This is a genomic window from Paenibacillus auburnensis, from assembly GCF_927798115.1.
Taxonomy (GTDB): Bacteria; Bacillota; Bacilli; order Paenibacillales; family Paenibacillaceae; genus Paenibacillus_AQ; species Paenibacillus_AQ auburnensis.
Map to the genome: position 1 here is coordinate 15,694 of NZ_CAKMMG010000007.1, position 23,208 is coordinate 38,901.

General features: G+C 54.8%; 15 protein-coding genes and 1 riboswitch. Of the genes, 11 read left to right on the forward strand and 4 right to left on the reverse strand.

The features are described 5' to 3' along the window. The first annotated feature begins 5 nt into the window (after nucleotides 1–5). Entirely contained in the window at nucleotides 6–854 is an 849-nt protein-coding gene (locus L6H70_RS20395) for a GNAT family N-acetyltransferase (RefSeq protein WP_236335935.1), read from the forward strand. Between the two features lie 28 nt (nucleotides 855–882). Next, on the forward strand, nucleotides 883–1,860 hold the full coding sequence (locus L6H70_RS20400; RefSeq protein WP_236335936.1) for a phosphotransferase family protein: 978 nt from the start codon (nucleotides 883–885) through the stop codon (nucleotides 1,858–1,860). A gap of 71 nt (nucleotides 1,861–1,931) precedes the next feature. Here the strand turns inward: L6H70_RS20400 and L6H70_RS20405 are convergent, their stop codons facing one another. Further along, complete coding sequence (locus tag L6H70_RS20405) at nucleotides 1,932–2,684, reverse strand: SDR family NAD(P)-dependent oxidoreductase (protein ID WP_236335937.1); 753 nt, start codon at nucleotides 2,682–2,684, stop codon at nucleotides 1,932–1,934. 148 nt (nucleotides 2,685–2,832) lie between these two features. Here L6H70_RS20405 and aroB point away from each other — a divergent pair, with 148 nt between their 5' ends. Together aroB and L6H70_RS20415 are read left to right on the forward strand one after the other, a co-directional pair. Further along, nucleotides 2,833–3,975, forward strand: coding sequence for a 3-dehydroquinate synthase (gene aroB, locus L6H70_RS20410; RefSeq protein WP_236335938.1), 1,143 nt, complete (start codon nucleotides 2,833–2,835; stop codon nucleotides 3,973–3,975). A gap of 223 nt (nucleotides 3,976–4,198) precedes the next feature. Further along, on the forward strand, nucleotides 4,199–4,519 hold the full coding sequence (locus L6H70_RS20415; RefSeq protein ID WP_236335939.1) for a DUF6468 domain-containing protein: 321 nt from the start codon (nucleotides 4,199–4,201) through the stop codon (nucleotides 4,517–4,519). 131 nt (nucleotides 4,520–4,650) lie between these two features. Here the strand turns inward: L6H70_RS20415 and L6H70_RS20420 are convergent, their stop codons facing one another. From L6H70_RS20420 to L6H70_RS20430, 3 genes are read right to left on the reverse strand one after another with little or no spacing between them, the layout of a single operon-like run. Next, complete coding sequence (locus L6H70_RS20420) at nucleotides 4,651–6,459, reverse strand: hypothetical protein (RefSeq protein ID WP_236335940.1); 1,809 nt, start codon at nucleotides 6,457–6,459, stop codon at nucleotides 4,651–4,653. Between the two features lie 55 nt (nucleotides 6,460–6,514). Continuing rightward, nucleotides 6,515–7,438, reverse strand: a complete 924-nt coding sequence (locus L6H70_RS20425) for an Ntn hydrolase family protein (RefSeq protein WP_236335941.1) — start codon at nucleotides 7,436–7,438, stop codon at nucleotides 6,515–6,517. Continuing rightward, nucleotides 7,431–7,583, reverse strand: a complete 153-nt coding sequence (locus tag L6H70_RS20430; RefSeq protein ID WP_236335942.1) for a hypothetical protein — start codon at nucleotides 7,581–7,583, stop codon at nucleotides 7,431–7,433. The genes L6H70_RS20425 and L6H70_RS20430 overlap by 8 nt, the downstream gene beginning before the upstream one ends. Before the next feature lie 203 nt (nucleotides 7,584–7,786). Between L6H70_RS20430 and L6H70_RS20435 the strand changes: the two genes are divergently transcribed. The 7 genes from L6H70_RS20435 to L6H70_RS20465 all read left to right on the forward strand — a co-directional run bounded on the left by L6H70_RS20435 (nucleotide 7,787) and on the right by L6H70_RS20465 (nucleotide 22,346). Next, nucleotides 7,787–9,610 carry a vWA domain-containing protein gene (locus L6H70_RS20435; RefSeq protein WP_236335944.1) on the forward strand — a complete coding sequence of 608 codons (1,824 nt, stop codon included), beginning with the start codon at nucleotides 7,787–7,789 and terminating at the stop codon, nucleotides 9,608–9,610. Nucleotides 9,611–9,623: 13 nt separating this feature from the next. Further along, nucleotides 9,624–13,013 carry a tubulin-like doman-containing protein gene (locus tag L6H70_RS20440; RefSeq protein WP_236335945.1) on the forward strand — a complete coding sequence of 1,130 codons (3,390 nt, stop codon included), beginning with the start codon at nucleotides 9,624–9,626 and terminating at the stop codon, nucleotides 13,011–13,013. 4 nt (nucleotides 13,014–13,017) lie between these two features. Continuing rightward, complete coding sequence (locus L6H70_RS20445) at nucleotides 13,018–15,456, forward strand: transcription initiation factor TFIID (RefSeq protein WP_236335947.1); 2,439 nt, start codon at nucleotides 13,018–13,020, stop codon at nucleotides 15,454–15,456. A 394-nt stretch (nucleotides 15,457–15,850) separates the two neighbouring features. Continuing rightward, a complete protein-coding gene (locus L6H70_RS20450) occupies nucleotides 15,851–17,131 on the forward strand; it encodes a vWA domain-containing protein (RefSeq protein WP_236335949.1) in 1,281 nt (426 codons plus the stop codon). 45 nt (nucleotides 17,132–17,176) lie between these two features. Further along, entirely contained in the window at nucleotides 17,177–17,812 is a 636-nt protein-coding gene (locus tag L6H70_RS20455) for a beta-mannanase (protein ID WP_236335951.1), read from the forward strand. Nucleotides 17,813–17,952: 140 nt separating this feature from the next. Continuing rightward, on the forward strand, nucleotides 17,953–19,215 hold the full coding sequence (locus L6H70_RS20460; protein WP_236335952.1) for a hypothetical protein: 1,263 nt from the start codon (nucleotides 17,953–17,955) through the stop codon (nucleotides 19,213–19,215). Then, nucleotides 19,212–22,346, forward strand: coding sequence for a GAP1-N2 domain-containing protein (locus tag L6H70_RS20465; protein ID WP_236335954.1), 3,135 nt, complete (start codon nucleotides 19,212–19,214; stop codon nucleotides 22,344–22,346). The genes L6H70_RS20460 and L6H70_RS20465 overlap by 4 nt, the downstream gene beginning before the upstream one ends. 536 nt (nucleotides 22,347–22,882) lie before the next feature. After that, a riboswitch (cobalamin riboswitch) is annotated at nucleotides 22,883–23,089 on the forward strand. The last annotated feature ends 119 nt before the right edge of the window (nucleotides 23,090–23,208 follow it).

Genomic DNA, 23,208 nt, shown 5'->3' on the forward strand with positions numbered 1-23,208 from the left:
GAGTGATGGAAGAACGTAATAACCGGATTTTGCAGCTAATTTCGCTGATTTCCACCGGGGCTGTGGAATATGTCCGGTCCGCTTTTGGAAGAGAGGCCGTTTCGGTGCTGTATTATGGGGATTCTGGCACCAATCAGGGCGTATTCTGTGTGGCGGAGGATGAAGGCTGTGTGATTGCCTACGCGGCATTCAGGAAGTGTGATGAGCCGGATGTGCTGCTGGAAGTAATGGAGCAGACGATTACCCCTTATTTACAGGCAAGGGAGCAGCGGGAGATCTGCTTCAATGTATATGGAAGCAATACGGAAATTGTTCTATTTGTGCGGGAGTTAGGCTTTGTGTCTGATTTGGAAGGTTATCAGCTGCAGTATGTGAATGACCGGCCTGTTCCTGCCGAAGAGGCCTCCTTGCTCCAGGAACAGGGCTTTACGCCGGATATGCTGGAGCCGTTCATTGCTTTGTTTGATACAGCCTACGAGCAGCTGAACCTTGAGAACGGCTGGAGGACGGATAGATACCGGAGCGAGCCTGAACTGTTTTTGCGGATGCTGGAGGGGTTTGAAGCTTCTGGACAGGTACGCTCCTTTTGGCTGCAGGACAGCTTGTTAGGCGCGTATATTACAGATGGAGTGTATATCCGCGATCTTGTCGTTGCTCCGGAATTTCAGAATTGCGGGTATGGCAGGACCATCCTGCACCGCTGTGTGAATCAGATGTGGAGCAGGACGGAGAGAGGGAATATCTATTTGCGGGTAGCGGGCAGTAATACGGGAGCCAAAAGATTTTACGAACGAAATCAGTTTGTACCTATAGCAAGGTTTGCAGAACATACCTACCGCCGGCAGGAGCAGTAAGCACAATTTAAATAAGGAAGAGCGCCTTATGGATATGAGCAATGGCAGAAGGTTTGACTTGATTAAAGATACCGTGTATTGCTTCGTTTGTCCTGAAGCGGAGGTGCTTAGTGTAGAGAGCGTACCGATGCATGCAGGGACTCGGGCCGTTGAGCTGATACGCAACAAGGTAAGGCTGCAGCGAAGAGCGGGAATAAAGACGGGCCCGGATGCAGCTGAAGAGGTCTCGCTTGTTACGAAACAGGCTACTTTTGTGGAGCGTTCGGCACTTTCGCGGCTGTTCTCACAGGCTGCCAATGTTCCTTTCAGCCTGTCCGGCCAGCCGCTGCATGAAGGGCGAAGCCTGCTGTGCATTGAGGACGTGGACTACCGGACGGATTACGGCACGCTGGATATAGCTGCGCTCCAGGATAAAGAGTTGCGGGCGCTGGCTTATATTCATTATGCCAATCTGGGCTGTACTTGTGACCTGCCCTGGCTGCCGAAGGTGGATGAAGACTACATTGCCAAAAGCATTAATGAATGGTGGAGACCTTCCTGGGAGCGCGCCAAGGAGAACCCGGTCTTTGCTGAAACGTTCGGGACGGAGATCATCTCCAGGATTGAGGATATTGCCGGACGGATCGTGGAAGACATGGCACCTGTGATTCATGATGAAAGCACCTATACGATGATCCATAATGATCTGAATCCGGGCAACGTTCTGGTGAAGGGCAATGATGAAGTGTATTTCATTGACTGGGAAGAGGCGCGGTATGGTTCGCTGTTCATGGACATCCCCATGCGCTGCGGGACCCTGCAGCAAGCGGAGGATTACCGCAGGTACCTTGGTTTTTTCGGCTGCGACATTCCGGATCAGCATTTTGCCAAGCTGTTCCCTATAGCTTCCCGTTACCTTGGGCTCCGATTCATGGGCTGGAACTTAGGCGTATGGCAGCAGAATGAACAGGCTAAAAGCGGACTGATCAAATACATGGATATGGTAACGCATCCTTTATTCAGCTGATATTTTAAAAGACCTCTGACCGGTAGATATCCGGTAGAGGTCTGTTTTTGAATGATGAAACGGATGCTGTTTTAAATAGTATATGGTGTTGCTTCCATCGTTTCCGCCAGGGCCACCGCTGCTTCCAGCGTCATGCCGGCAAAGGCTTGGGCGTGGAGAAAACGTCCGCTTTTCTTGTCGTCCACAAAGGCGCCGACAGCAATTCCCGGAATAACGCTTTCGACCGGACTGGTGGCATTCGGGCCGCCGAGATCGGTCCGGCACCAGCCCGGATCCGTTAAGCTGAGGATGACATCGGTTCCATCCAGCCGGGAAGCCAAATCTTTGGTGAATTTATCTAGCGCCGCTTTGCTGGCTGCATAACCCGCCTGCTCCGGCTCATTTTTAATGCCGCTGGTTGTATTGATGACCCGTCCGAAGCCGCGCCCGATCATCTGAGGAATAAAACGGTTACATATCGTTGCGACGGAAATGAAGTTAATCCGGAAGCTCTGCTCAAAATCCTCCACCGGCGTATTCCAGTAATCGGTTCTGTAGGCGATCTGTACAGCCGCATTATTAAAGACAATATCTACGGGGGTGCCTTTGCCTTCAATTTCATCCAGCATGGCGACCACTTCTTCGTGATTGGCCAGCTCGGCCTGCACACAGTAGACATCAACACCGAGTGCCCGTACCTCTTGTTCCACTTTTGCCGTATGGGTTAGTTCCCTGCTATGGAGAATAAGATTACAGCCTTGTCCGGCCATAAAAAGTGCAGTCTGGTAACCGACGCCTCTACTTGCCCCTGTAATCAGGGCCCATTTGCCTTGTACATTTACCACGAGTATCTCTCCTTATATTGACAGATTAAATGAATATATAAGAATCAATGGCCTTGCAAATCCAGTGTTCCAAAAGCAAGTGTAGCATATTATACGGCGCTATGGATCTATCAAAAAATAGACTAAATGTGGAAAAGGAGTTTTTGCCATGTCCCAACGTTTCCAGGTTGAACTGAAAAAGCTAGTCGACAACTCTTACGAAATTGAGATCGGCGAAAGGCTGTTCCCGTCGTTGATCCGTGATTTACAGGAGGGACTTGTGCCGGGTGTGAGCAAATTCGCAATTATTACGGATTCTTCGGTTGAGCCGCTGTATGGCCAGCCCCTGCTCAAGCTGATGCGGCAGAACGGCTTTGCGGCTGAGCTGTTTGCGTTTCCGGCCGGGGAGCCATCCAAAACCCGTGAAACCAAGGCGCTCCTGGAGGATCAGCTGCTGAGCCATTCCTACGGAAGGGATTGCTGCATCATAGCAGTCGGTGGTGGTGCCGTAACAGATCTGGCCGGCTTCCTGGCAGGGACGTTTGGCCGGGGAGTGCCGAGCCTGAACTATGCAACAACGCTGCTGGCCGCAGCCGATGCTTCTGTTGGCGGCAAAACAGGCGTGAATACGCCGGTCGCCACCAATCTGATCGGTGTATTTCATCAGCCGCGCAAAGTGTACATTGAACTCGCAGCCTGGCGAACGCTCCCTGTCCGTGAGTTCAGAAGCGGCCTGGCGGAAACGATCAAGCATGCCTGTCTGGCTGATGCGAAGTTTTTTTTTGAGTATCTGGAGAATAATATCGGCAAAATTGTTACGCCGGACGGAGAACTAATCCTTGATCCGGAGACTTGCGAACAGATTGCGCTGCACAACTGCCGGATCAAATACGAAGTAGTGGAGCAGGACGAGCATGAGAGTAATCTCCGCCAGATCCTGAACCTCGGTCATACGGCGGGCAGGGCGCTGGAAGCGGTCAGTGGTTATACGCTGCTGCATGGGGAAGCCGTTGCGGTCGGTCTGGTGATCCAGGCGAAGCTGGGAGTGAAGCTGGGGTATATGACTGGAGAACAGGCTGAACGTGTCGCAGCACTCCTGCGCAGAGCGGGGCTCCCGACCGAGATTCCGGACGCCATTACAAACCGGATGCTGATGGATAAAATGTACACAGATAAAAAAGTGCGCAGCGGCCGGATCCGCTTCGTCTTCCAGGACGGAATCGGGGCGATGAAGCGTTTTGCAGATGGTTCCTATTCTACTCCGGTGGAAGAAGCGACGATTATGGAGCTGCTGGAAGAGATCCGCGGCTAAGCGGTTGGTTGTAATCCGGTGAATCCGCCTCCGCTTATCCGGGTAAGTATAGGTAAAGGATAAGTATATAAGCTGAACGAGGCGCCACCCAAAGGCGAAAGCAACGGAGGGGAAGTTTGGAACTGTAGGAGCGAATGCGTCCGGAAGTCCAAACATTCCCCGTAGTCGCATATTACGCCGGATTGGTTAATCCAATGTTCAGTTTATAAAGGAGGAGATACGCATGGGCAACCCGATTAAGGAATTTAAGAACAGTATCGACGGATTGAAGCAGTCGCTAGAAGGCGTGAAGCAGTCTGTAGACGGCCTGAAGGAACCGGTGGATGAAGTGAAAGCCAATATTCAGGAGACAGTAGATGAGGCGAAATCCCGTTCGGATCGCGTGAAGCTGCAGGTTAGACGGATGAAGGCCTCCATGCAGGAGACTAAGGCGGTGCTGGGCGAGGTCAGGGAGACGATTTCGGCGGCTGGTGAAGTTCTCTACACACAGAAGCGCCATAGAAGATTGCTCAGCCGCAGGAAGAAAGCGAAAACGATCGGATAAAGCCATTAGTCATCACTCAAAGTCATCAACCACATATAGCCTGAAAACGCAGAGCAGCGATTCCCCGGTAACGCAAGAATCGCTGCTCTATTCTTTTTGCCCATGATAAGTCAGCTGCGGCAGCCAATGCTTCAATCCGTAGCCGCTTCTTCGTTGAGATTTGCACTCAGGCTTCCCAGTGAATCAACGACAAAGACAGGAACATACTGCTCACCGATCTCTGTCTCTACATATTCATAGCTGTTTTGATACTGGCCGCTGACGACAGCGGGTCCCGTAATGGAGCCGACATTTCCTTGCAGGGAGATATAACGGCCATCAGAGCTGCCGACGCTTCTGCCTGCGGAATCGATATAGATTTCGCAGTTCAGGGTGACCTTCTCGAACGGGTGAAGCTCCAGCTCGGAAGCAGGGATGAGCGGGGAATCCTGCTGAATTTCAGCCAACTGGTAACTACCATCCTCACTTAGGCGGTACACTCCCGTCTCGCCAAGCACATCATCCCCGGTATCCGCGTTGGTTACGAGGATTAAGTTATCGTCCAGCTGCAGTTCATAACTGTCACCGGCAAAGGAGAACAGCAGGGAAATGCCCTCCGGCTTAATTTGATAGGCGGAAAAAGCGGTCCGCCCGTTCTCCTGGCTTCCTATAGCTAACACGACCGGCACTCCGGACACAGCAGACAGCTGATCGTCAAAGGCCAGCCCGCTTAGCCGTTCGAAGCCGGGAAGGATATCCCCGGTCCGTGTAGAGACTCTGCCGTCATCACTTAAATCGGCGTAATATAGCCTGCCGGTGTTATCCGTGCCGGCTACAACGGCCTTGGCGCCGTAGCGTCCGGAGGCTGTGGCCACATGGATATATCTGCCGGCTTCATCCCCTCCCGGCAGCAGACGGACGGGTTCAGCGGTGTTCCAGGCGAGCTGTGCGGCGGCAATCTCGGCTGAGGTATCCTGCAGCTGGGCGAGGCCGCTGTACAGCTGAATGGCCTCGGCATATTGGCCTCCCCGGATCAGCCGGGCGGCGCTCTTCAGCAGCTTCGCTGCGCTGCTGTCGATGAATGCCAGCACTTTGGACGAATCAGGAGCAAGTGCTGCAGATGCGGCGTAAGTGCGGTAGGCGGCAGCGTGTCCGGCGAAGGCGGATATATTATCGCCTTCCAGATCCTTGTCCAGAATAACCTGGGCACTATCCTCCGCCTGCTTCTGCACCCACGGCGCCTGATAGCTATGATTGCTGTAAGCTTCTATCATTGATAGGGAGCTGTCGAGCATAGGGCCAAAGTTGCCTCCAGCGGCCAGAACCTTCAGTCTGGCTGTATCATGCGCCTTGAACCCCGTGGCCAGCAGCTCATTCTTGGCGTCTGTTCCTCCATAATAAGCATCCGGAATCTGCAGCAGATTCCATTTGAAGAGATCTCCGTTCTCTTCACTGCCGCTGCTTTGGCTTGCAGCAAGTTCGTCGAGAAACTGGCTTTTAAACTGCCCGAAGCCTGCCGTCAGCTGTGCGGAAATGCCTGAATCCTCAGACAGCTGGCGATAATAGGATGCATAGGGTCCTCCGCTGATGAAATACTTGGACTTTAGGCTGAGCAGGGAAGCATAGCTCTCCATAAATTCGGCAAAATCCCTGGTTACAAGCTGGTCCGTTACCTTCTTCACCAGCGTGTTTAGTCCGCTGCGGATGGCTGAAATCGGCGCCAGTTCTTCCAGGCGTGCAGCAATCTGCTCCTCTTTATAATGAATGGCCGGGTTATCCGCTGCCTGGCGGTACAGATTCTCGGCCGCGATCAGATCCCCGGCGGCATAGAGCCGCTCTGCATCCTGCACCTCACGGATCTTGTCTCCGATCCGCAGAGCCTTGAGTCCGAGCAGCACCAGCATACATATACACAGAATAATCATAATATTCCGCAGGGATATGGCTTGTTTGAACGTCATAGTATAGTAGCCCCTTTTTCTAAATTAAAGTATGCCTCCAGCTTGCGGCATCCATTTAAAATTCGGGGTCCCAGCGGTACTTGGCTTCCCGCACTTCTGCTACCTTGAGATCCAGGCCGTTCCACGGCTCATAAGGACTGGCGGAGATCAGCCTGGACAAGCGCAGAAAGCGGTCCTTAGGCAGATCCTGTATGTATCTTCCGATCAACCCGGAGTAGAGCAGCGCATACCGCTTCAAGCGGACTGCTGCCCCGGCAACACTGATCAGGATGGTTTCGCCTTTGTCCATTTCAAGAATTTGCGCCTCATAATTCTTAACATAGCGAAGCGTACGGTCTTTGATCAGCTCGGGACGGATCTTGGCAATCTCGCCGATATACTCGGCGAGCAGCGGCTCGAAATCCTTCAGCAGCAGCTGCTCAAGCTCCAGGTTCATATCCTTGCGCAGCTGGAAGCCGTGCAGCAGGGCGACGCGCTGGCGGGAGATCCGGTCACCGCGCAGCAGGATAGAGATTTCGCGCAGCTTCTCATAAGCCAGCACATCGTCCTCGCGAAGCACAGCTACAGCCTCCTGGCGGTTGATCTCCAGGCCTTCCTTGATGCTGTCGATGTTCCGGCCCAGCAGCTCGTTCAGCGCAAAGAGATTCTCATTCTGCCGGACCTTCCGCTGCATATAATAGAGGGCCCCGGCCAGGACAGCTCCTCCTGCACCGCACAGTGCCATTTGCTGCAGGCTCTGGCCGAAGTAGACTGCAGCCAGGGTGAGCAGCACGATAAGCAGCAGGCGGGTATGCATTTTGCGTCCGGCGATAGCCGTGGCCTGCTTCTCGAGCGAAGTTAAGGTAGCGCGTCCGCACCCGCTGCAGCGTTCTTCGCCGAGTGCGGTAAAACGGCCGCAGCGGCGGCAGATCCGCAGCTTGTCATAAGCATAACGCGGGACTTTGAACGGCCGGAAGGTCACGGGTCTTTTCTTATTCACGGGTGCCAGTCCCTCCATTCAGTGCGGCCAGCAGCCTCTCGTCAATATCGTCACGGGTAAGCGGCTTCCGCCGCCTTGATGCATAAATAGAGATCTGGATTACGGCATATAGAAACGTAATACCGAGAATAACGTATGAAATCATGGAACTCTTCCTTTCACTGGGAAGTAGGGCTGCCTTGAAAGGCTCATAGAATGACGATTCTACCCTTGTCGGCAGCTGTCAGACGGGCACAAAGTTGAAGTTTACAATGTTTAATTATATCATAATGGCATGCTATTTACAGATTTTAGCTAACTGATAACCCCGTCTCTATTACCGAATATAACACAAGAGGAGCCATCTTTATGCTTCGTACACAGCTTTGCCCTAGAACAACCAAGAATATGCTTAAGCGGCTAATCCCTGTACTATTTCTGATTCTGTGCCTGTCCGCCTCTCCGTTTGCTGTATTGCGGGCCTCGGCAGCCTCGGCGGCTCCATCCCGTATTGATGCGGTGCTGCTGATTGATGTCAGCAACTCGATGAATAAGAGTGACAAGAACAATATCGCCGGTGAGGCGATGAAGATGTTTATAGATATGCTGTCCACGCAAGGTGATAAGGTCGGCATTGTAGCCTATACCGACAAGGTCCAGCGCGAGAAGGCCCTGCTGCAGATCGGCTCAGCCGGTGACAAGCAGGATTTGAAGGATTTCATCGACGGGCTGGACCGCGGCCCTTATACGGATATTGCCGTCGGTGTGGAAGAAGCCGTCAAAGTACTGGAGAACGGCAGCGATCCCGGCCATGAGCCGATGATCGTCATGCTGGCCGACGGCAACAATGATCTCAACGAGTCGGGCAGCCGGACCCAGAGCCAGTCTGACCAGGAGCTGTTCGCTGCTGTGGATGCCGCCAAGCAGAAAGGCTATCCGATTTATACTATAGGCCTGAATGCTGATGGCAAGCTGAATAAAAACATTCTGGCCGGACTGTCGGATGAGACAGGCGGTAAAGCATTTACTACGGATTCAGCGGATGATCTGCCGCAGATTCTCAGCGAGATTTTTGCCAGTCATTTGAAGCTGAAGGTTGTGCCTGTACAATCGATTACGGCGAACGGCAGCTACCAGGATGTTACGGTGGGCGTGCCCAACAGCAGTGTGCTGGAAGCGAATATCTCCATTATGTCGTCACAGCCGGTGACCGCGAAGCTTACCGATCCGTCGGGCAAGGAAGTCGCGATTCCGTCAAATGATGTGCTGCTGTCCAAATCGTCCTCGTATAGCTTGATCAAGCTGCTCTCACCGGAGCAGGGTGACTGGAAGCTGCAGGTAAAGGGTGTTCCCAAGGACAAGATCGACATCAATCTCGTATTTAACTATGATCTGGAGCTCAAGATAGATGCGCTGCCGTCAGCATCCTACAAGAAGGGTGACACTATCGATATCGTCTCCTATCTGTACAGCAACGGTGCTCAGGTAACACTCAGCAATTTGTATCAAGATATGAAGGCGGTGCTGCTTGCCACGGATACTGATACAGGCGCTGTACAGGAGATTCCGCTGGACAATTCGGGCGCGGAATTTAAAGGAAGCTTTAAAATTAAGGAGAGCCATAACTATGAGCTCAAGGTCCGTGCGGAGGAGAGCAGCTTCTACCGCGAGAGCGATGTGCTCAAAATCGATGCCAAGACTGGGGCTGTAAGCACAGCGCCAGCTGCGACAAGCAGACCTGCCGGCGAAGAGCCTGTTCAGGACAAAGAATCCTCGAACACCCTGTACTTTATCATCGGCGGCGTACTCCTGCTGATCATTGCGGCGGTGGCAGTGTGGATGATGCGCAAACAGGCGAACCGCGGCTTTGTCGGGCAGATGGTCGTAGAGGTGCTGGATGGCAACACCGGGGAGAAGACGTATCCGCAGTACAAGAAGCTGTCCGGGTTCCGCGGCAAATTCACGCTGCACCAGCTGCTTCAGCTGGCTCCTGAACTGAAGGAGAGTGAAAAGGTCGTATTCACACCCGGTAAAAATGACCGGCTGCTCCTGCGCAGCAGCGAAGGCATCACAGTAGAGAGATCCGGGCGGGCGGCTGACACCTCGCACGGGCTGGAGTTAAAGAGCGGGGACCGCATTTCGGTGCCGCTGCAGACAGTAGACAAAACGATTCTGCTTGAGTTTTTAATATAGAGGGGGAGAACCTATGAAACCGGTAGTAAGAGAGCATATACAGCAACTCGATGTATCACTTGGCGGGGGGATCGTCAGCGACAAAATCAGAGTAGACACGATCGATAACCCGATCCTGATCATCGGACTCGGCGGTACGGGTATCGATGCCCTGCTGCGGCTGAAATACCAGATTAACCGCCGCTTTAAGCTGCCCGAAGATCCGCTCTCCAAGAAGAAGCGCGATAAGCCGGACAACGTGGAATTCCTGGCTTTTGAGACGAATGAACAGGACCGCGGCAAAAAATACAAAGGTATCGGCCTTGATCCGCAGAACGAGTTCGTGCTGCTGGCAAACGCGGAAATCGGCGGCCTGCTGCAAAACAGAAGCATTCTCGACCCCTACATTACCGAATGGCTGTCGCCGGAGCTGAGCATTACCGATGGCATGAACGGTGCCGCCGGTGTACGTCAGGCCGGACGCCTGCTGTTGTTCACCAAGATCAATCAGGTCGTGGGTGCAATTGACAAGAAGATCAAGACGCTGTCCGTCGGCACCAGCAAGAAGCTGATGGTGTTCCTGCTCACCGGCCTCTCCGGAGGTACGGGAAGCGGAGCTTTTCTGGATATTGCTTATATCGTGCGCGGCATTATTGAACGCGACTACGGCGCGGCGGGCATTGACCGGGTCAATACACTGGGCTACCTGTTCACACCGGACGTCAATCTGGCGAATAAAAGCCTCAGCGAGCATACCCGCGAGTATATCCGTAAGAATGGCTATGCGGCGCTCAAAGAGCTGGATTACTGGATGAATGTGGACAGCCGGGGCGAGCGGTTCCGTCAGCAGTACGGAAATATTCTCACCGTGAATTCGCCGCTGCCGCCGTTCAACCTGTGTCATCTGATCTCCGCGACCAATACGGAGGGCAAGCTGCTGGAGAATGCCTATGATTACTGTATGAACGTCACGGCAGAGAACATCACCAACTTTATGGCCAGCGAAGAAAAAGCATCGGGCGAGGAATTCGCCATCCACGACTATATCAGCAACATCCGTACGAACATTGCGCAGATGAATAAGACGTACCCTGCCAATTATGAATACAACATTATCGGGGCTTCGTCGGCTGTGCTGCCGATTGAGGAAATGACCACCTATCTCGCCTACCGCCTGTTCGACAAAATGGACAAGATGTTCCAGCAGGCACCCGGCCAGGAGGATGTGGAGAAGTTCGCGCGCAAGCTTGGAATCGACCTCGATACCATGGTCAAAACCTTTGAATCCCGCGTACCCGAACCGCTGCCCGGCTATCAGAACAGCGAGCGGCTCAGCCACGCCAATGTTATCAAAAATCAGGTCGTGGATATGGACACCGAGCTGGAGCAGAACTTCCTGTCCCGGGCGCGTGAGGAATATATCAAATCCAAAAAACAGCTCCCCGGCGAAATCACCGGACGTTTCAGTGAGGAGCTGGAACGCATCTTCCTGCATCCTGAGCAGGGACCGTTCTATGTCTCGCGGCTGCTCTATACCGAAAAGGGCTTCTGCATCCTGAAGCTGATCCAGTCTTATATCGAAGCGCTGCGTGAAAGTCTTCTGCGCCTGCCGCGTGATATTGAGACAGCGCAGGACAGCGCGGAAGAGAAACTGGGCGATGCGCGCAGCGCTTTTGTCTCCAAGGAGAAGAAGAAAAACGCTTATATCGAAGCCAAGATCAACGAGTACTGGCTGCATGCCGATGTGGAGCGCACAGAGCAGATGATCCAGTTCTACGAGGATCTGTTTGAGCTGCTGAATGAGGAGAATAACCGGATTTACGGCGTGTTTACAGAGATTCTTAGTGCGCTGAGCTCGATTTTCGAGAAGAACGGGGATATTCTGCTGAGCGGTGAAGAGCAGGCGGATCACAAGGGCAACAAAACCTACTATTGGAATATCGTCAACGTGCCGGATATTTCCGCGACGATCTCTAAGGTGATGGACCAGAAGGACGGCGATGACCTGATCCGTGACTTTACTCGTGAAATGCTTAAGCATTCCGGACGCTGGGTCAGAGAGCAGGAGATCGATATTGTCCGTTCTATTTCCGAGTTCCTGAGCGATAAATTCGGGGATCTGATTACCCGTTCCATGGAAGATTTCCTGGTGATGAAATACGGCCGCGAGGAGCCGCTGGACAAATTCGTGGAGCGGATTATCGCCGGCCGGCTGGATGAGGATGCGGTTCCGATTTTCCATCTCAGCAACAGCTCGGGCAGCCTGCACTTCCCGTCATGGGGCTTCGTGTCTGTGCCGGTCAAAGCGCCTGGCATCCTGAAGGGGATCCGCAATTACCAGAATAACGCGCTCGGCAAGTCACAGTTTACAGTTAAGGAGAGCGAGGTCAAGAACCGGATTTTCTGGCTCAATACCCGCAACGGGGTGCCGCTCTTCGTCTATACGCCGCTCCGGGTGTTCGAGGAGAATTATGAACGGACGATCCTCGACAAGGAAGGCATCGGCCGCCATCTGGTAATGACCGACAAGAATAACTGGACCTACCTGCCGTCTCCGATTCCGGAGAAGTCATGGGGTGACACCTATGTTAACCCGCGTGTCCGTGAATACAACGCCAGAGTGCGGGCAGATTTCGCCCGGGCGCTGGCGAGCGGCGTTATCATCGAGAAGGGCCCCGACGAAAATACGAGCAGCCGTTTCTCGGTCATCTTCACCAAGCCGTTTGATCTGGAGAAGCTGCTCGGCGGCTATGATCTGCAGCTGGGCTCGTCCCGTCCGAATCTCGGAGAAGTGAAAAAGGCAGCCGACGAGCTGCGGACGCTGCGTGAGAACGGGCTGGAACGCGAAGGGGTCAAGGATATTTTCGGGAGCATCAACATGGAGCTGGCCCAGGAGAACCTGATCCGCTCCCCGCAGCTGATCACCCGTGTCCGCGAGGAGCTGCTCAAATATGACGCGCTGACAGCCAAAGCAGCTGAGCTGGACGCTCTACTCCGACAGTATCTCGACGAAGATAAGTGGCTGGACCAGTTCATCGAGGCGCTTTATACCGATACCATCGTCAAAAAAGGCGCACTGTATGTCTATGACCGTGACGAGGAAGAAGAGGCCTGGGAGCCGTTCGCTAATTTAATGAAAGAACGCAGCTATGTGGAATATGCCGTATACCGCCATTTCCGCGAACTGGATGAGAAGAGCCGTAGTGTGCTGCTGCGCAAAGCGGCGCGCCGCTCCGGGGAAATGACAGCAGCTGAAGATGTGACCCCGCTGCTGTATAAGCTGGAGGGACTGTATGTTTCCTTCCTGGAGGCACGCGACAGTCTGGAATACGAGCGGGTAGAGCATGCCAATGGTGATGAAATGTATGGCTTCTACAAGAGTCTGACCGGCAAGCTCGGCAGTATCCGCAGGAAGCTGAAGTAAGCCTATGATTAGAACAGAAGCGCTTGGATATGCCGAACAATACGCGGCGCAGGAAGAGGCGCAGCACAGCAAGGGGGATGGGCGCAGCAGCATCCATTACCCTGCGCTGTTCCTGTTCCTGGGCGACAAAGTAACCCCGGCCATCGGCCCGGTGCTGGAGCGCTGTGAGCGGAAGTGGGACAATGCCGCTGGCGTTCTGGCGCTGCATGCGGCCGCTCAAGGCAGCAGCGGGCAGGGCAGCGGCAAAGGATATGGCGTTAAGGTGCAGGAGACGGGTAAGGATTATACCGATGATAGCAGCAGGGAACGGGTGATGACCATGGGTCTGCCGGACACGGCAGGCCGTGACCCCCGCACGGTTCGCCAAGATGTCTACCGTGAGTTCCACGAAGACAGCCGTTATCTGGCCGGGATGAACCGGACGCTCCGGCGTCTTGGCAACAGCATAGCGGACTATGGACGGCTGTACTCTTCCTTCGACGTTATCCATCTCTCCATCATTACGCGGGTCGATGACCCGCTTAATGTGCTGCTGCCGGAAGTTGCCCTGCTGGCCCGCGCGGTGCTCGGACAGTCGTTCAAGTCGGTGCAGACCGACCTGTACGTTCTGATCAACGAGCGGGAGCAGGGGGACAACTTCGGATATTCCAGCTCGGTAGGGCTGGCTTTTCTGCGTGAGCTGGACGGAATGCAGCTGCCTGGCTACAAGTTTAATGCTCCGCTTCTGGTTACAGAGGAGGGGTTATCCATTCCGGTAGCCCATGGTCCATCTGCGATGTTTGATCTCGTCTATCTGCTCTCGGATAAAAACGAGCGCGGCATGATGTCTGCGGGCGGCATGGAAGACAACTATGAGATTATCGCACATATTAGTCTGCTCAAGAACCGAGTGCGGCCATTGTCGGACCAGGCCACCGGACACGGCGGCTATAACAATATGACGTTCAAAAGTGGGATCCGCGGCAGCACGGGCAGAGAAGGGTATGCTTCCGCCGGCTTCTCCGCGGTGCGCAGGCCGAGCAAGCCGATTGCTTTAGCGGTGCTGTACCATGCTTTTCATTACCTTGCCGCAGAGCTGCGCGGCGGGGGCAGCAGCTGGAGTCTGCGCGAGCGGCAGGCACTGCTAGGCCTCACTCCCGAAGCGCTGCGCGAGCGGGCCGCCGGCCTCTTGCCGGATGAGGCGGGAATCGCCGAGATGACCGGGCTGATGAGCCACGGCCGCCCGTCCTTTAGCGAGCTGAAGCCGCTGACGCTGCGCGAGGCGGAAGAGCTGCTGTTCGGGGGCGGCGGTGAGGCGTATTTCCGCAGCAACTTTGCGGATGTATCCGCCGCGCGGGCTGCGGCCCTTGACCCTGCCCGCGAGTGGGGCGCCGTGCTGGCGGCTCAGGAGCAGTCCGCTGCGCCGGTGACGTTCTACCAGCTGGCGGAATGGACGGCCGAGCAGGGCGAGGCCGGAGGCAGCGTGCTGAACGCGCTGCGCCAGCACATGGGCGGCCTCCGCTCGGCGATTGCCTCCGCCGAGGAGGAGCTGGACCGGCTCTACAGTGAAACTGTAGACCGCCAGTCCTTCCAGCGGGTGCCGCTGCTCGACAAGCGGACCGTGCGTAATTTCATTCATTATTTATTTGATAGTATATACACCAGGAAATACGAGATTCTGCGTCTTAAGCTGGAGCTTAACTTAGCGGTAAGCTATGACACTGCGCTGGAGCAGCTACATGCGGAGAGCAAAGCCAAAGTGCAGACGATGGAGGCGCTGGATGAAGAGCTGCGCAGTCTGGCGCTGGCCAGCACCCTGCGCTCGAGTGAAGCGGTAGACCAGAATATCATGGAGTACTACCGCACCGTGACCGCGGAAGTCATGCAGGATATTCAGACCCGGCGCGGCGCAAATATCTTTGCAAGCGACCGGTTCATGGGCAGCATCTCAGAGCTGCTCCGCCAGGGCGGCACCGCTGTCATCCGCCGCCTGATCGACGTATGCAGGAAAGAGCTGCTGACGGCGGAGCCGTTCGCACTGCCCTTCGAAGAAGAGCTGCTGCGGCGGGCGAATGTCGCAGCTGCGTATGAGAACCGCGAGATTGTGTCCAAGGAGGAGCTGTTCAAGCGGCTCTATCTCAGTCTCGAGGATGGGGCCAGCATCAATGTCCGCCTGTTCGAATATACACAGGAACACCGCCATGAAGAGAAATATTTCTTCGGCGACAGTGCCTCCGAATTTCTGCGCTATGCCCTGACTGTTGACGAGACTACCCGGATCTACCGGCTGGGTGTTGTTCACGAGCAGCGCAGAAGTGGAGTCGAGAAGCTGAACCTGATGGGCGGCTTCCATCTGGAGGATCTGCTCTATTACCGCAACGGCAAGGTTTATTATGAAACCTATGTCCAGAACGGTTACCGGCTGCATGGCGTGGATGAGGAGCAGCTGCCGGTGCTTAGATAAGTAGGATAGATGAAGTATGGGGATGAAGTATATGTAAACTTATTTCAGGGCAGGGCTGGGGGAATCCCCCGCCCTTCTGCTTCTATTGCTTAAAGTACACTTGAATAAAGCGATAATCCTTCAACTGAGGTTTCTATTGCATTTTGTACAGCAGAATCAGGCCAAACCCGTTTTTCAGAGCATTTATTCAATTTTCTGTTGTAGAGAATGCAGTAGAATTGAATTTGAACCATCCCGGAAGGCATTCTGTTGCACTAAATGCAGCAGAGTGGCTTTTGCCAGTTTCTCCGCCGCCTCCGCTAAGCAACAGACGTCAAGAGCATGACTGGCTGGCTGCACTCCGGCAGCAGTATGATTATAAATTCTAAGTTTCTTCCGGAAAGGATGAGTAACGATGCAGCGAAAAATCAATCTGCTCTTATTGTGCTTCAGCCTGCTGGGCGGCGGAGTGGCTTATATCCTCGGCGAGCTGCTGCTCGGCCGCAGGCCTTATGACCTGCCGTTTATCTTGATTGTCGGCATCTATTTCGCCATCGTGGCCCTTGGTATCGGGCTGGGTGCCCTGCTTGCCGAGATGATCTCGCCGAGACTAAACGGCTTATCATGGAAGCAGCGTTATCTTGGCATGTCGTGGAAGCTGCTGCCGCTGACAGTGGTACTGCTGTTTGGCGTCGGTGCGCTGACGGAGTTTGTGTATGAGCTGAATTTTGGCGGCATCAAACCCATCAAAAATGTGGTCATGGTCATCGACGACTCTGGCAGCATGCAGCAGAGTGATCCGGACAACAGCCGGTACGCAGCAGCCGAGGCGCTGGTCCAGCAGATGGACAAGGATAACCAGGTGGCTGTAGTGACGTTTAGCCAGGATGCCTCAGTCGTTCAGCCGCTAATCTCACTCAAAAGTCCCGAAAACCGCGAGAAGGTATCAGAGGTAATCCGCAGTCTGCAGACAACGGATGGCGGAACAAATATCAGCGGCGCCCTTACTGAGGCGATGAACGTGATTAACAGTGACGGCCAGACCAGCCGGGGAGCTATGGTAATTATGCTGTCCGACGGCTTCAGTGAGTTTGATACGTCCAGAGAGCTGATCGAGTATGTGAGCCGCGGGATTGCGGTGAACACCGTCGGTCTTGCCCTGGATGACCAGTCCGGTTCCCGCCTGCTGCAGGACATTGCTGCCACAACAGGCGGGCAATATTACGATGTTACAGATGCGGGCCGGCTGGGCGATGTGTTCCAGCAGATTTATGACCGGCTGGGTGACCGTACGCTGCTAACAGAACGCAGTGATGCTACAGCAGACAGCCCTTATTACGCGGCAGTACGGATCTTGGCGCTGATTCTGATCGGTACCGCTCTCGGTGTCGGACTGGGTATTGTGTTTGACAACCGTCATTTGGCCAAAAGCTTCGGATTCGGCGGATGGGTTGCCGGACTTTGTGCCGGTCTGATTCTTGAATTCGGACTCAGCGGCCAATCCTTCGGCGATGCGCTGATCCGCCTGATTGCTCTGCTGGTGCTGGCGGCAATCATCTCACTCTTTACCTATGTGGTGCCGGTAGGCGAAGGCCGCCTGTCCCGCAGGGGGAGAAGAGAGGCAGCCGCTGCTGCGCCTTCTTCGTCGGAGGGTTTCCATTCCCCCCGCAGGAACCGGGGCAGCAAAGGCTTTTAACCGGAGTTTGGAACGTGAATGTGAATGTGAAAGGAGCTTACAGACATGAGGTACGCCGAAGATAGTGCCTCCGCACCGGCAATTACAGATGTGACTGCCCGGGTGGAGGACCGGTTCTGTACGCTTAGATGGCGCTGGCCGGACGGCGTACAGGCGGTCTATGTCCATAAGGCATCAGCAGAAGTGCCGGATCATGGAGAGTTTCCGCCTTCCGGCATGAAGCTGTACACCCGCGAGGAGTATAAGGCGAATAACGGATACCGGGACCGGATGGATGACATCGGCCTGATTGTCTATACCATATATGCCCGGCTGGAAGGCAACGGGGAGATTATGCTGGTACGCCAGCGGGACGGTGCTAATCAAACGACTGTCAGCGCTGGCAAGGCAAGGATTTATTACTCTATAGTCCAGAAAAAAGCATTATTCGGCAAACAAAAAACGGTACATATGACGATTACCGCGGAAGCGCCTGTGCCGAAGGATGTGCTCTGCTACGTCAAAAAAAGAGGCGGTTATCCGGCCTCCAGGGAGGACGGGGTCCTCTTCCATTTCGTGCAGGACTTTGCTGCCGGACGAAATGCGCTTCCGCCGATTGAGATCGGCAAAGAGGACTTTGTACGAATCTTTTTTACTGACGGCCGCAAATACGGACTGTATTACGAGCTGGTGCCGGAGTAGGCCGGGGCAGAGGGCTGTTGATGAGCGCGTTTTAGCGACCCGGTTGGGTTATCGAAACTTAAGTTTATGCTTCACTAGCGAGTTTTGTCCGGAGCATTTCAATGGAGGTTACGCTCACAAAACTTTTAGGAGGATGAGAAATGTCGTTTTTCAGCCGCTTTATGAAGAAAAACCAGCCGCAGCCGCGGCCGCTTTTTTATGATATTGTGTGCCCTTACTGCTTCACGAAGTTTCAGCCGGAGGATGTGGTCTTCCGGGCGATGCACAGCCGTGAAGATGATGAGAACTATGCGCTGGGCGAAGATGATGCGCTGAACAAATACCGCGAGCGCTTCGGCCTCGATACGGTGGATGATATGGAAGCGATTCTGAATCCGGCGGATATTCCGGAAGAATACCATCATTACACCGACCATGTGCTGACCGGCATCACTGACCGCTACGGGGTGCTGACGCGCAGACGGCTCTGCCCGGCCTGCCATAACGAGCTGCCTGTAACAGCCGGCAAGGTACCGAGCAACATTATTTCGATCATCGGCGCTTCCCAAGTCGGGAAGTCGGTCTACATGACCTCGCTGATTCATACGCTGCAGCATACGACGGCCGGGCATTTTGACGCGGCCTGCATGCCGCTGAATGCCGAGATCAGCCGCAAGTTCCGCACGCTGTACGAGGAGCCGCTGTTTGAGCGCGGGGATCTGCTGGCCTCGACCCAGAAGGAAAAGATGCAGGAGCCGTTTATCTTCCAGTTTGTGTTCAAGGATGAGAGCAAGCCGCCGCTGACGCTGGTATTCTTCGATGTGGCCGGTGAAGGTATGGTCGATCAGGACTATCTGGGGCTGCACGGCCAGCATATTAAGAACTCCGCAGGGATCCTATTTATGGTCGATCCGCTGCAGATCCGCTCCATCCGCGAGAAGATTCGGATTAATTACGGGGACCGTCCCGGTGAATGGGTCTCGCAGTATGACGAGCCACGCGATGTGGTGCTGACGATGTTCGGCGATTTCATCGCCTATCAGGAGAAGAGCAAAACGGATATTCCGACGGCGGTCGTGCTGGCCAAAAGCGACATGCTGCATTCGCTCAAGGATGAGGATGGCGACTACATTAAATCCAACAGCAACGTCTTCAACAACTACGTGCACCGCAAGACACTGAATCTGGATGAATTCCACAACATTGACGGAGAAATCCGCCGGTTTATCGAGAAGGTGGACCGTCCGTTTAAGGATACAATGGATGTGTATTTTGCCAATACTGGTTATTTCGCCGTTTCTGCGCTGGGCAGTAACCCCGTGAACCAGAGGATAGAGGGTGTGGTCAGCCCGATCCGGGTGGACGAGCCGTTTATCTGGCTGCTGCACAAGCTGAACTATATTGAGGGGAGCGACGGGCCGTGAACAGATTTTCAGGGTCCCGGATTACCCAACAGATGTACACCCGTGAACGGCGCGGGGTTTACCGGGCAACCGAGGGCTTCGATACAGTAGCTAAGTCAGAGAGTCTCGACAACAATTTTGTCAAAAAAATGCTGCATCCCTTCTGCCTCTACGATGCTCCGGCTGAGCTCGCGGCACGCGGCGAAAAGAATGAGGACATGTATCCGGCCGCGCTGCATCTGTTCCATACGGAAGCGAACGAGACGGTCATTGGACAAAGCCGCTATCTGGCGGCTGATTTTACCGGGCAGCGCAGCGCTTTTTTTGCCCATAACTTTATCGTTCCCCCGATTCGTTCGGAGGAGATCGTGGAGCATTATGGGGATTGGCTGCATGCGGACTTTGCCGTGAGCTATGAAGGAGAACCCGGAGGGACGCTGCCGGAACTTGAGGACATTCCTGTAACGCCTCGTGAACGGCGGCCGGAGCCGCTGGCGGTACTGCGGTCACTTGGGTTTGGTGAAGAGCCATTCAAGGCGCTGCTGCAGGCGGTCATGCTCTCGGTGGCAGGAAAGAAAAAAATATACATTGCCCTGGACGTGCCGGTCTCCGAGCTGTCGCGGCGCGCTGCCGAACTGACGGAAGTCATCTACAGTGTGCTGCCGTATGATTTCCGCCGCAGGCTGGGCGTGATTACTTATGCAAGTGAGCCGCAGAACCGGAAGTTCATTCACCTGACTTATGTGGAAAAAGGCTCGCTGCGCCCGGGGGACCGGAATATCGAGAAGGATTACGTGTTTGATCTGGTCTCCGGCCGGATGTTGAATGCCGATTTCGGCGGGACGCCGCAACCCTTTGCCGACCTGGCCTGGAGGACGCTAAGCCAAAAGGGGAGCCTTGAGGACTTTGCCCGTTTTGCCGATGCGCTGCTGCTGGGCGAAGGGGTGGAACGCAAGCTCCAGCTTGCGCTATACAATGAGCTGGCGGTATTTTATGAGATTGAGCAGGGTAATGAGCCGCTGTATACCGGGAACAAAAATGCGGTGCTGGCAGGATTGCTGTCCTACCTGAAGCCGGAGGGTGCGCTTGCGTCACGGGTCCGGCTGAACGATATGTTCCTGGAGCGGTTCGACCGCGAATATGATGTGATCCGTCAACGGGGGATTCCCCAGCCGGAGATTATGGAGCAGTTTAAGGAGTATTTTGCGCTGCAGGGCCATCATTACCGGGGCAAAATCGTCGATTACTTCATAAACGGCATGTACAATTGTACAACTGCAGGCCGGGAGGATGTGCTGGCAGAGGCGTATAGCATTATCGAGAGCAATGATGAGCTTAGTGAGGCCTTCTTCCAAAAAGTGCTGGGACAGGCTGTGTTCCGCAAAGCATTATTGGAGCCCTACATGGAATCCAGGCTGGCTGCAGCGGTGAAGCCGGCGGATGTGCTGCGCTTTGCCGCCCACTGGGGCCGGTTTCTGCCTGAAATGCTCCAGCAGCCCTTTGTCCGTGATGGCGCTAAGGAATATTTGCTGGAGAAGCTTCAGCATGACGATAATCCGGTTGGGGCTGTAGCGGCAATTCATGAATTTGTCGAGAAGGCGGAAAAAGAGCGGCGCAGAGGCAGCGGCCTCTATCCTGAGGCGCTGACGCTGCTCCAGGAGCTGGCAGCTGCCGCTGACCGTTCCCTGCTGAACCGGGTATCGCTCGAGGAACTGACGCAGGAGCAGCTGCTGGATATTTCGTTCCTGCGCTACCGGGATACGGGAGAGTGGCAGCCGCCGCTGGATGCCATCAATAAACGCAAGGCCAATGCGCTCCGCGCCGCCTACCGCTGGTTCGGTGAGGAGAATCCGGATGAGGACATCTTTGCCGGCCTGGCCCCGAGAGAGCTGGACGACGTGCAGCTGCTCGGACGCCGCTGGCTGAAGGAAGCGCGCAGTGTGGAGCCGTTTGACCGGCTGCCGCTGGCCTTTTATCACAGCAGTGAACGTGAGGACGGACCGCTGGATTATGATGCGCTGCTGGAGATGGTCGCACGCAAGGCGGGCGGGGATAAAGAGGCGGTGTACCGCTTTTTCGCCTGGTCACAGGGCAGCCGGTTGTTCACCGTTTCGAATAAGAAGCTGTGGCCGGGGTACCGCAGAGCGATTCTGAAATATTTTCAGAACAGTGACCGCGAAGCGTTCAAGAACCGGGAATTCCGCAAAACCTATGCCGCCTCCGCAGGACCGGCGCTGCAAAATGTCTATAACGAAGCCCGGGGCAAGCTGGCTTCGCCGCTGGCGCGGTGGATCAGCCGCAGCCGATTTCAACTCCTGATCACCGGCTCCGTGCTGGGGATCACGGTGATTGCGGTGATCATCGCAATCAGCCTGCTGCGGCCGGACCCGGCAGATACCGTGCTGCCGGAGAGTAGTGCCGGGGCAGGCGGCAGCCAGCCGCCTGTCACTGTAGCACTCAGCGGCAGCGGAACAGCGGCGGGCAGCCGGCTGGTGTTCACCTTCGCCGATGCGGCGGAGTGCTCCGCCTTCAAACCGGCGGAGATTGGGGTGATGTCCGGCGGGGACGTGACGGACACGTACAAGGTCACGGCGACGGCGGGTACTTGCCTCGTGCCGTCGCCTTCGCCGGAGCCGGACGCCGCTGCTACTGATGGCGGCGCGTCAGCGGCTGCGAGCGATGCAGCCGCGGGAACAGACGGCGGCGCGAACGCGGCTGCCGGAACGAACGACGGCGCAGCGGGTAACGCAAGCGCCGGAACAGACAGTGGCGCGGCGGGTAACGCAGGTGCCGGCACAGACGGTGGCGCAGCGGGTAACGCTAGCGCCGGAACGGGCAGCGGGGACCAGGACGTCTCGTCCCCGCCGTCAACCGGCCAGCCCGGCGCAGCGGCTTATCAGGTCACGGTTGATCTGGAACCGGGAGCTGAGCTGGCCGCGGGCAGCATGATTGTCGCCGGTGACTACAAGCTGATTGTCCAGTCTGCCCCGGACACCGCACCTGTTCCGTCGCAGGCGGTTCAGCCTTCGGCGACAGCTGAGGCAACAACTGGTGCTGACGCTGAGACTGGCGCTAATGCCGACGGTAGAGCTAATACTGCTAACGACACTAACACTTCGGAAAATGCTAATGCTACTAACGGTTCTAATTGAACTAACGTAAGTTACGGAACCAAAGTATTTTCAGAACCGGCAATACTAACGCTCGGAGTCAGCAGACACTGTTGTGCGCCGAGTAACAAGAGTAAGCAAAGTTACACAGAACTACATCCTGAACAGCACATGTTGCCGCAAACAATACGGCAGGTGCGTTCAGGATTTTTTTATGCTGATGAGTTGGATTTCCTCCCGCTAACACCGGCTGAAAAGGGGAACATCCACAACTAGTTGGAAATAATCCCGCTAATTATCTTCTTTTCTGCCGCCTATCCTCGAAACAGCCGAATATAGTGGAGGAATTCCACTTAGTTCCCCTAGTAAGTCTATTTTCGCAGGATTAGCGGTAGTTTATCCAACTAATAGGGTTCCTTTCGTGTTTCTCTCAGAATCTGAAACATAGGCACACAGTACATAGAGTAAACCAGATACAGTCTGCGGTCATCGCGCCCACGGCAAGCCGAAGCTGTATTGAAGCAGCTTTTCTATAGACATACAGGGGAATACTAGATATGATTATGAATATTAAAATTTCATAGGCTTTTGAAAAAGGTGCGGATTCTATATCCATTGATAGAACCGCTTAAAAGGGAAGGCCGGTGTAAATCCGGCGCGGTCCCGCCACTGTGATGCGGAGCAACTCCTGCTTGAAGCCACTGTCCAGCCAATAACACGGACGGGAAGGCCGGGAGAAGCGATGAGGCATAAGCCAGGAGACCTGCCTTTTTCGCGAACGTTTCTATTCTTCGTGGGGTAAGAATGCGGAACATATGCAGATGGACGGTGGCTTGCAGGAATCAATTAGCCTCGGCCCTGAATTTGTATGCTTCCCGGACCGCCCTTAAGAGGGCGGTTTTTA

What these genes read in the sequence shown, in the direction of transcription:
- L6H70_RS20460 (WP_236335952.1), top strand. Translation starts at nt 17,953, where the DNA reads ATGTCGTTTTTCAGCCGCTTTATGAAGAAAAACCAGCCGCAGCCGCGG.
- L6H70_RS20400 (WP_236335936.1), top strand. Translation starts at nt 883, where the DNA reads ATGGATATGAGCAATGGCAGAAGGTTTGACTTGATTAAAGATACCGTG.
- L6H70_RS20430 (WP_236335942.1), bottom strand. Translation starts at nt 7,583, where the DNA reads ATGATTTCATACGTTATTCTCGGTATTACGTTTCTATATGCCGTAATC.
- L6H70_RS20415 (WP_236335939.1), top strand. Translation starts at nt 4,199, where the DNA reads ATGGGCAACCCGATTAAGGAATTTAAGAACAGTATCGACGGATTGAAG.
- L6H70_RS20445 (WP_236335947.1), top strand. Translation starts at nt 13,018, where the DNA reads ATGATTAGAACAGAAGCGCTTGGATATGCCGAACAATACGCGGCGCAG.
- L6H70_RS20450 (WP_236335949.1), top strand. Translation starts at nt 15,851, where the DNA reads ATGCAGCGAAAAATCAATCTGCTCTTATTGTGCTTCAGCCTGCTGGGC.
- L6H70_RS20395 (WP_236335935.1), top strand. Translation starts at nt 6, where the DNA reads ATGGAAGAACGTAATAACCGGATTTTGCAGCTAATTTCGCTGATTTCC.
- L6H70_RS20440 (WP_236335945.1), top strand. Translation starts at nt 9,624, where the DNA reads ATGAAACCGGTAGTAAGAGAGCATATACAGCAACTCGATGTATCACTT.
- L6H70_RS20420 (WP_236335940.1), bottom strand. Translation starts at nt 6,459, where the DNA reads ATGACGTTCAAACAAGCCATATCCCTGCGGAATATTATGATTATTCTG.
- L6H70_RS20455 (WP_236335951.1), top strand. Translation starts at nt 17,177, where the DNA reads ATGAGGTACGCCGAAGATAGTGCCTCCGCACCGGCAATTACAGATGTG.
- L6H70_RS20435 (WP_236335944.1), top strand. Translation starts at nt 7,787, where the DNA reads ATGCTTCGTACACAGCTTTGCCCTAGAACAACCAAGAATATGCTTAAG.
- aroB (WP_236335938.1), top strand. Translation starts at nt 2,833, where the DNA reads ATGTCCCAACGTTTCCAGGTTGAACTGAAAAAGCTAGTCGACAACTCT.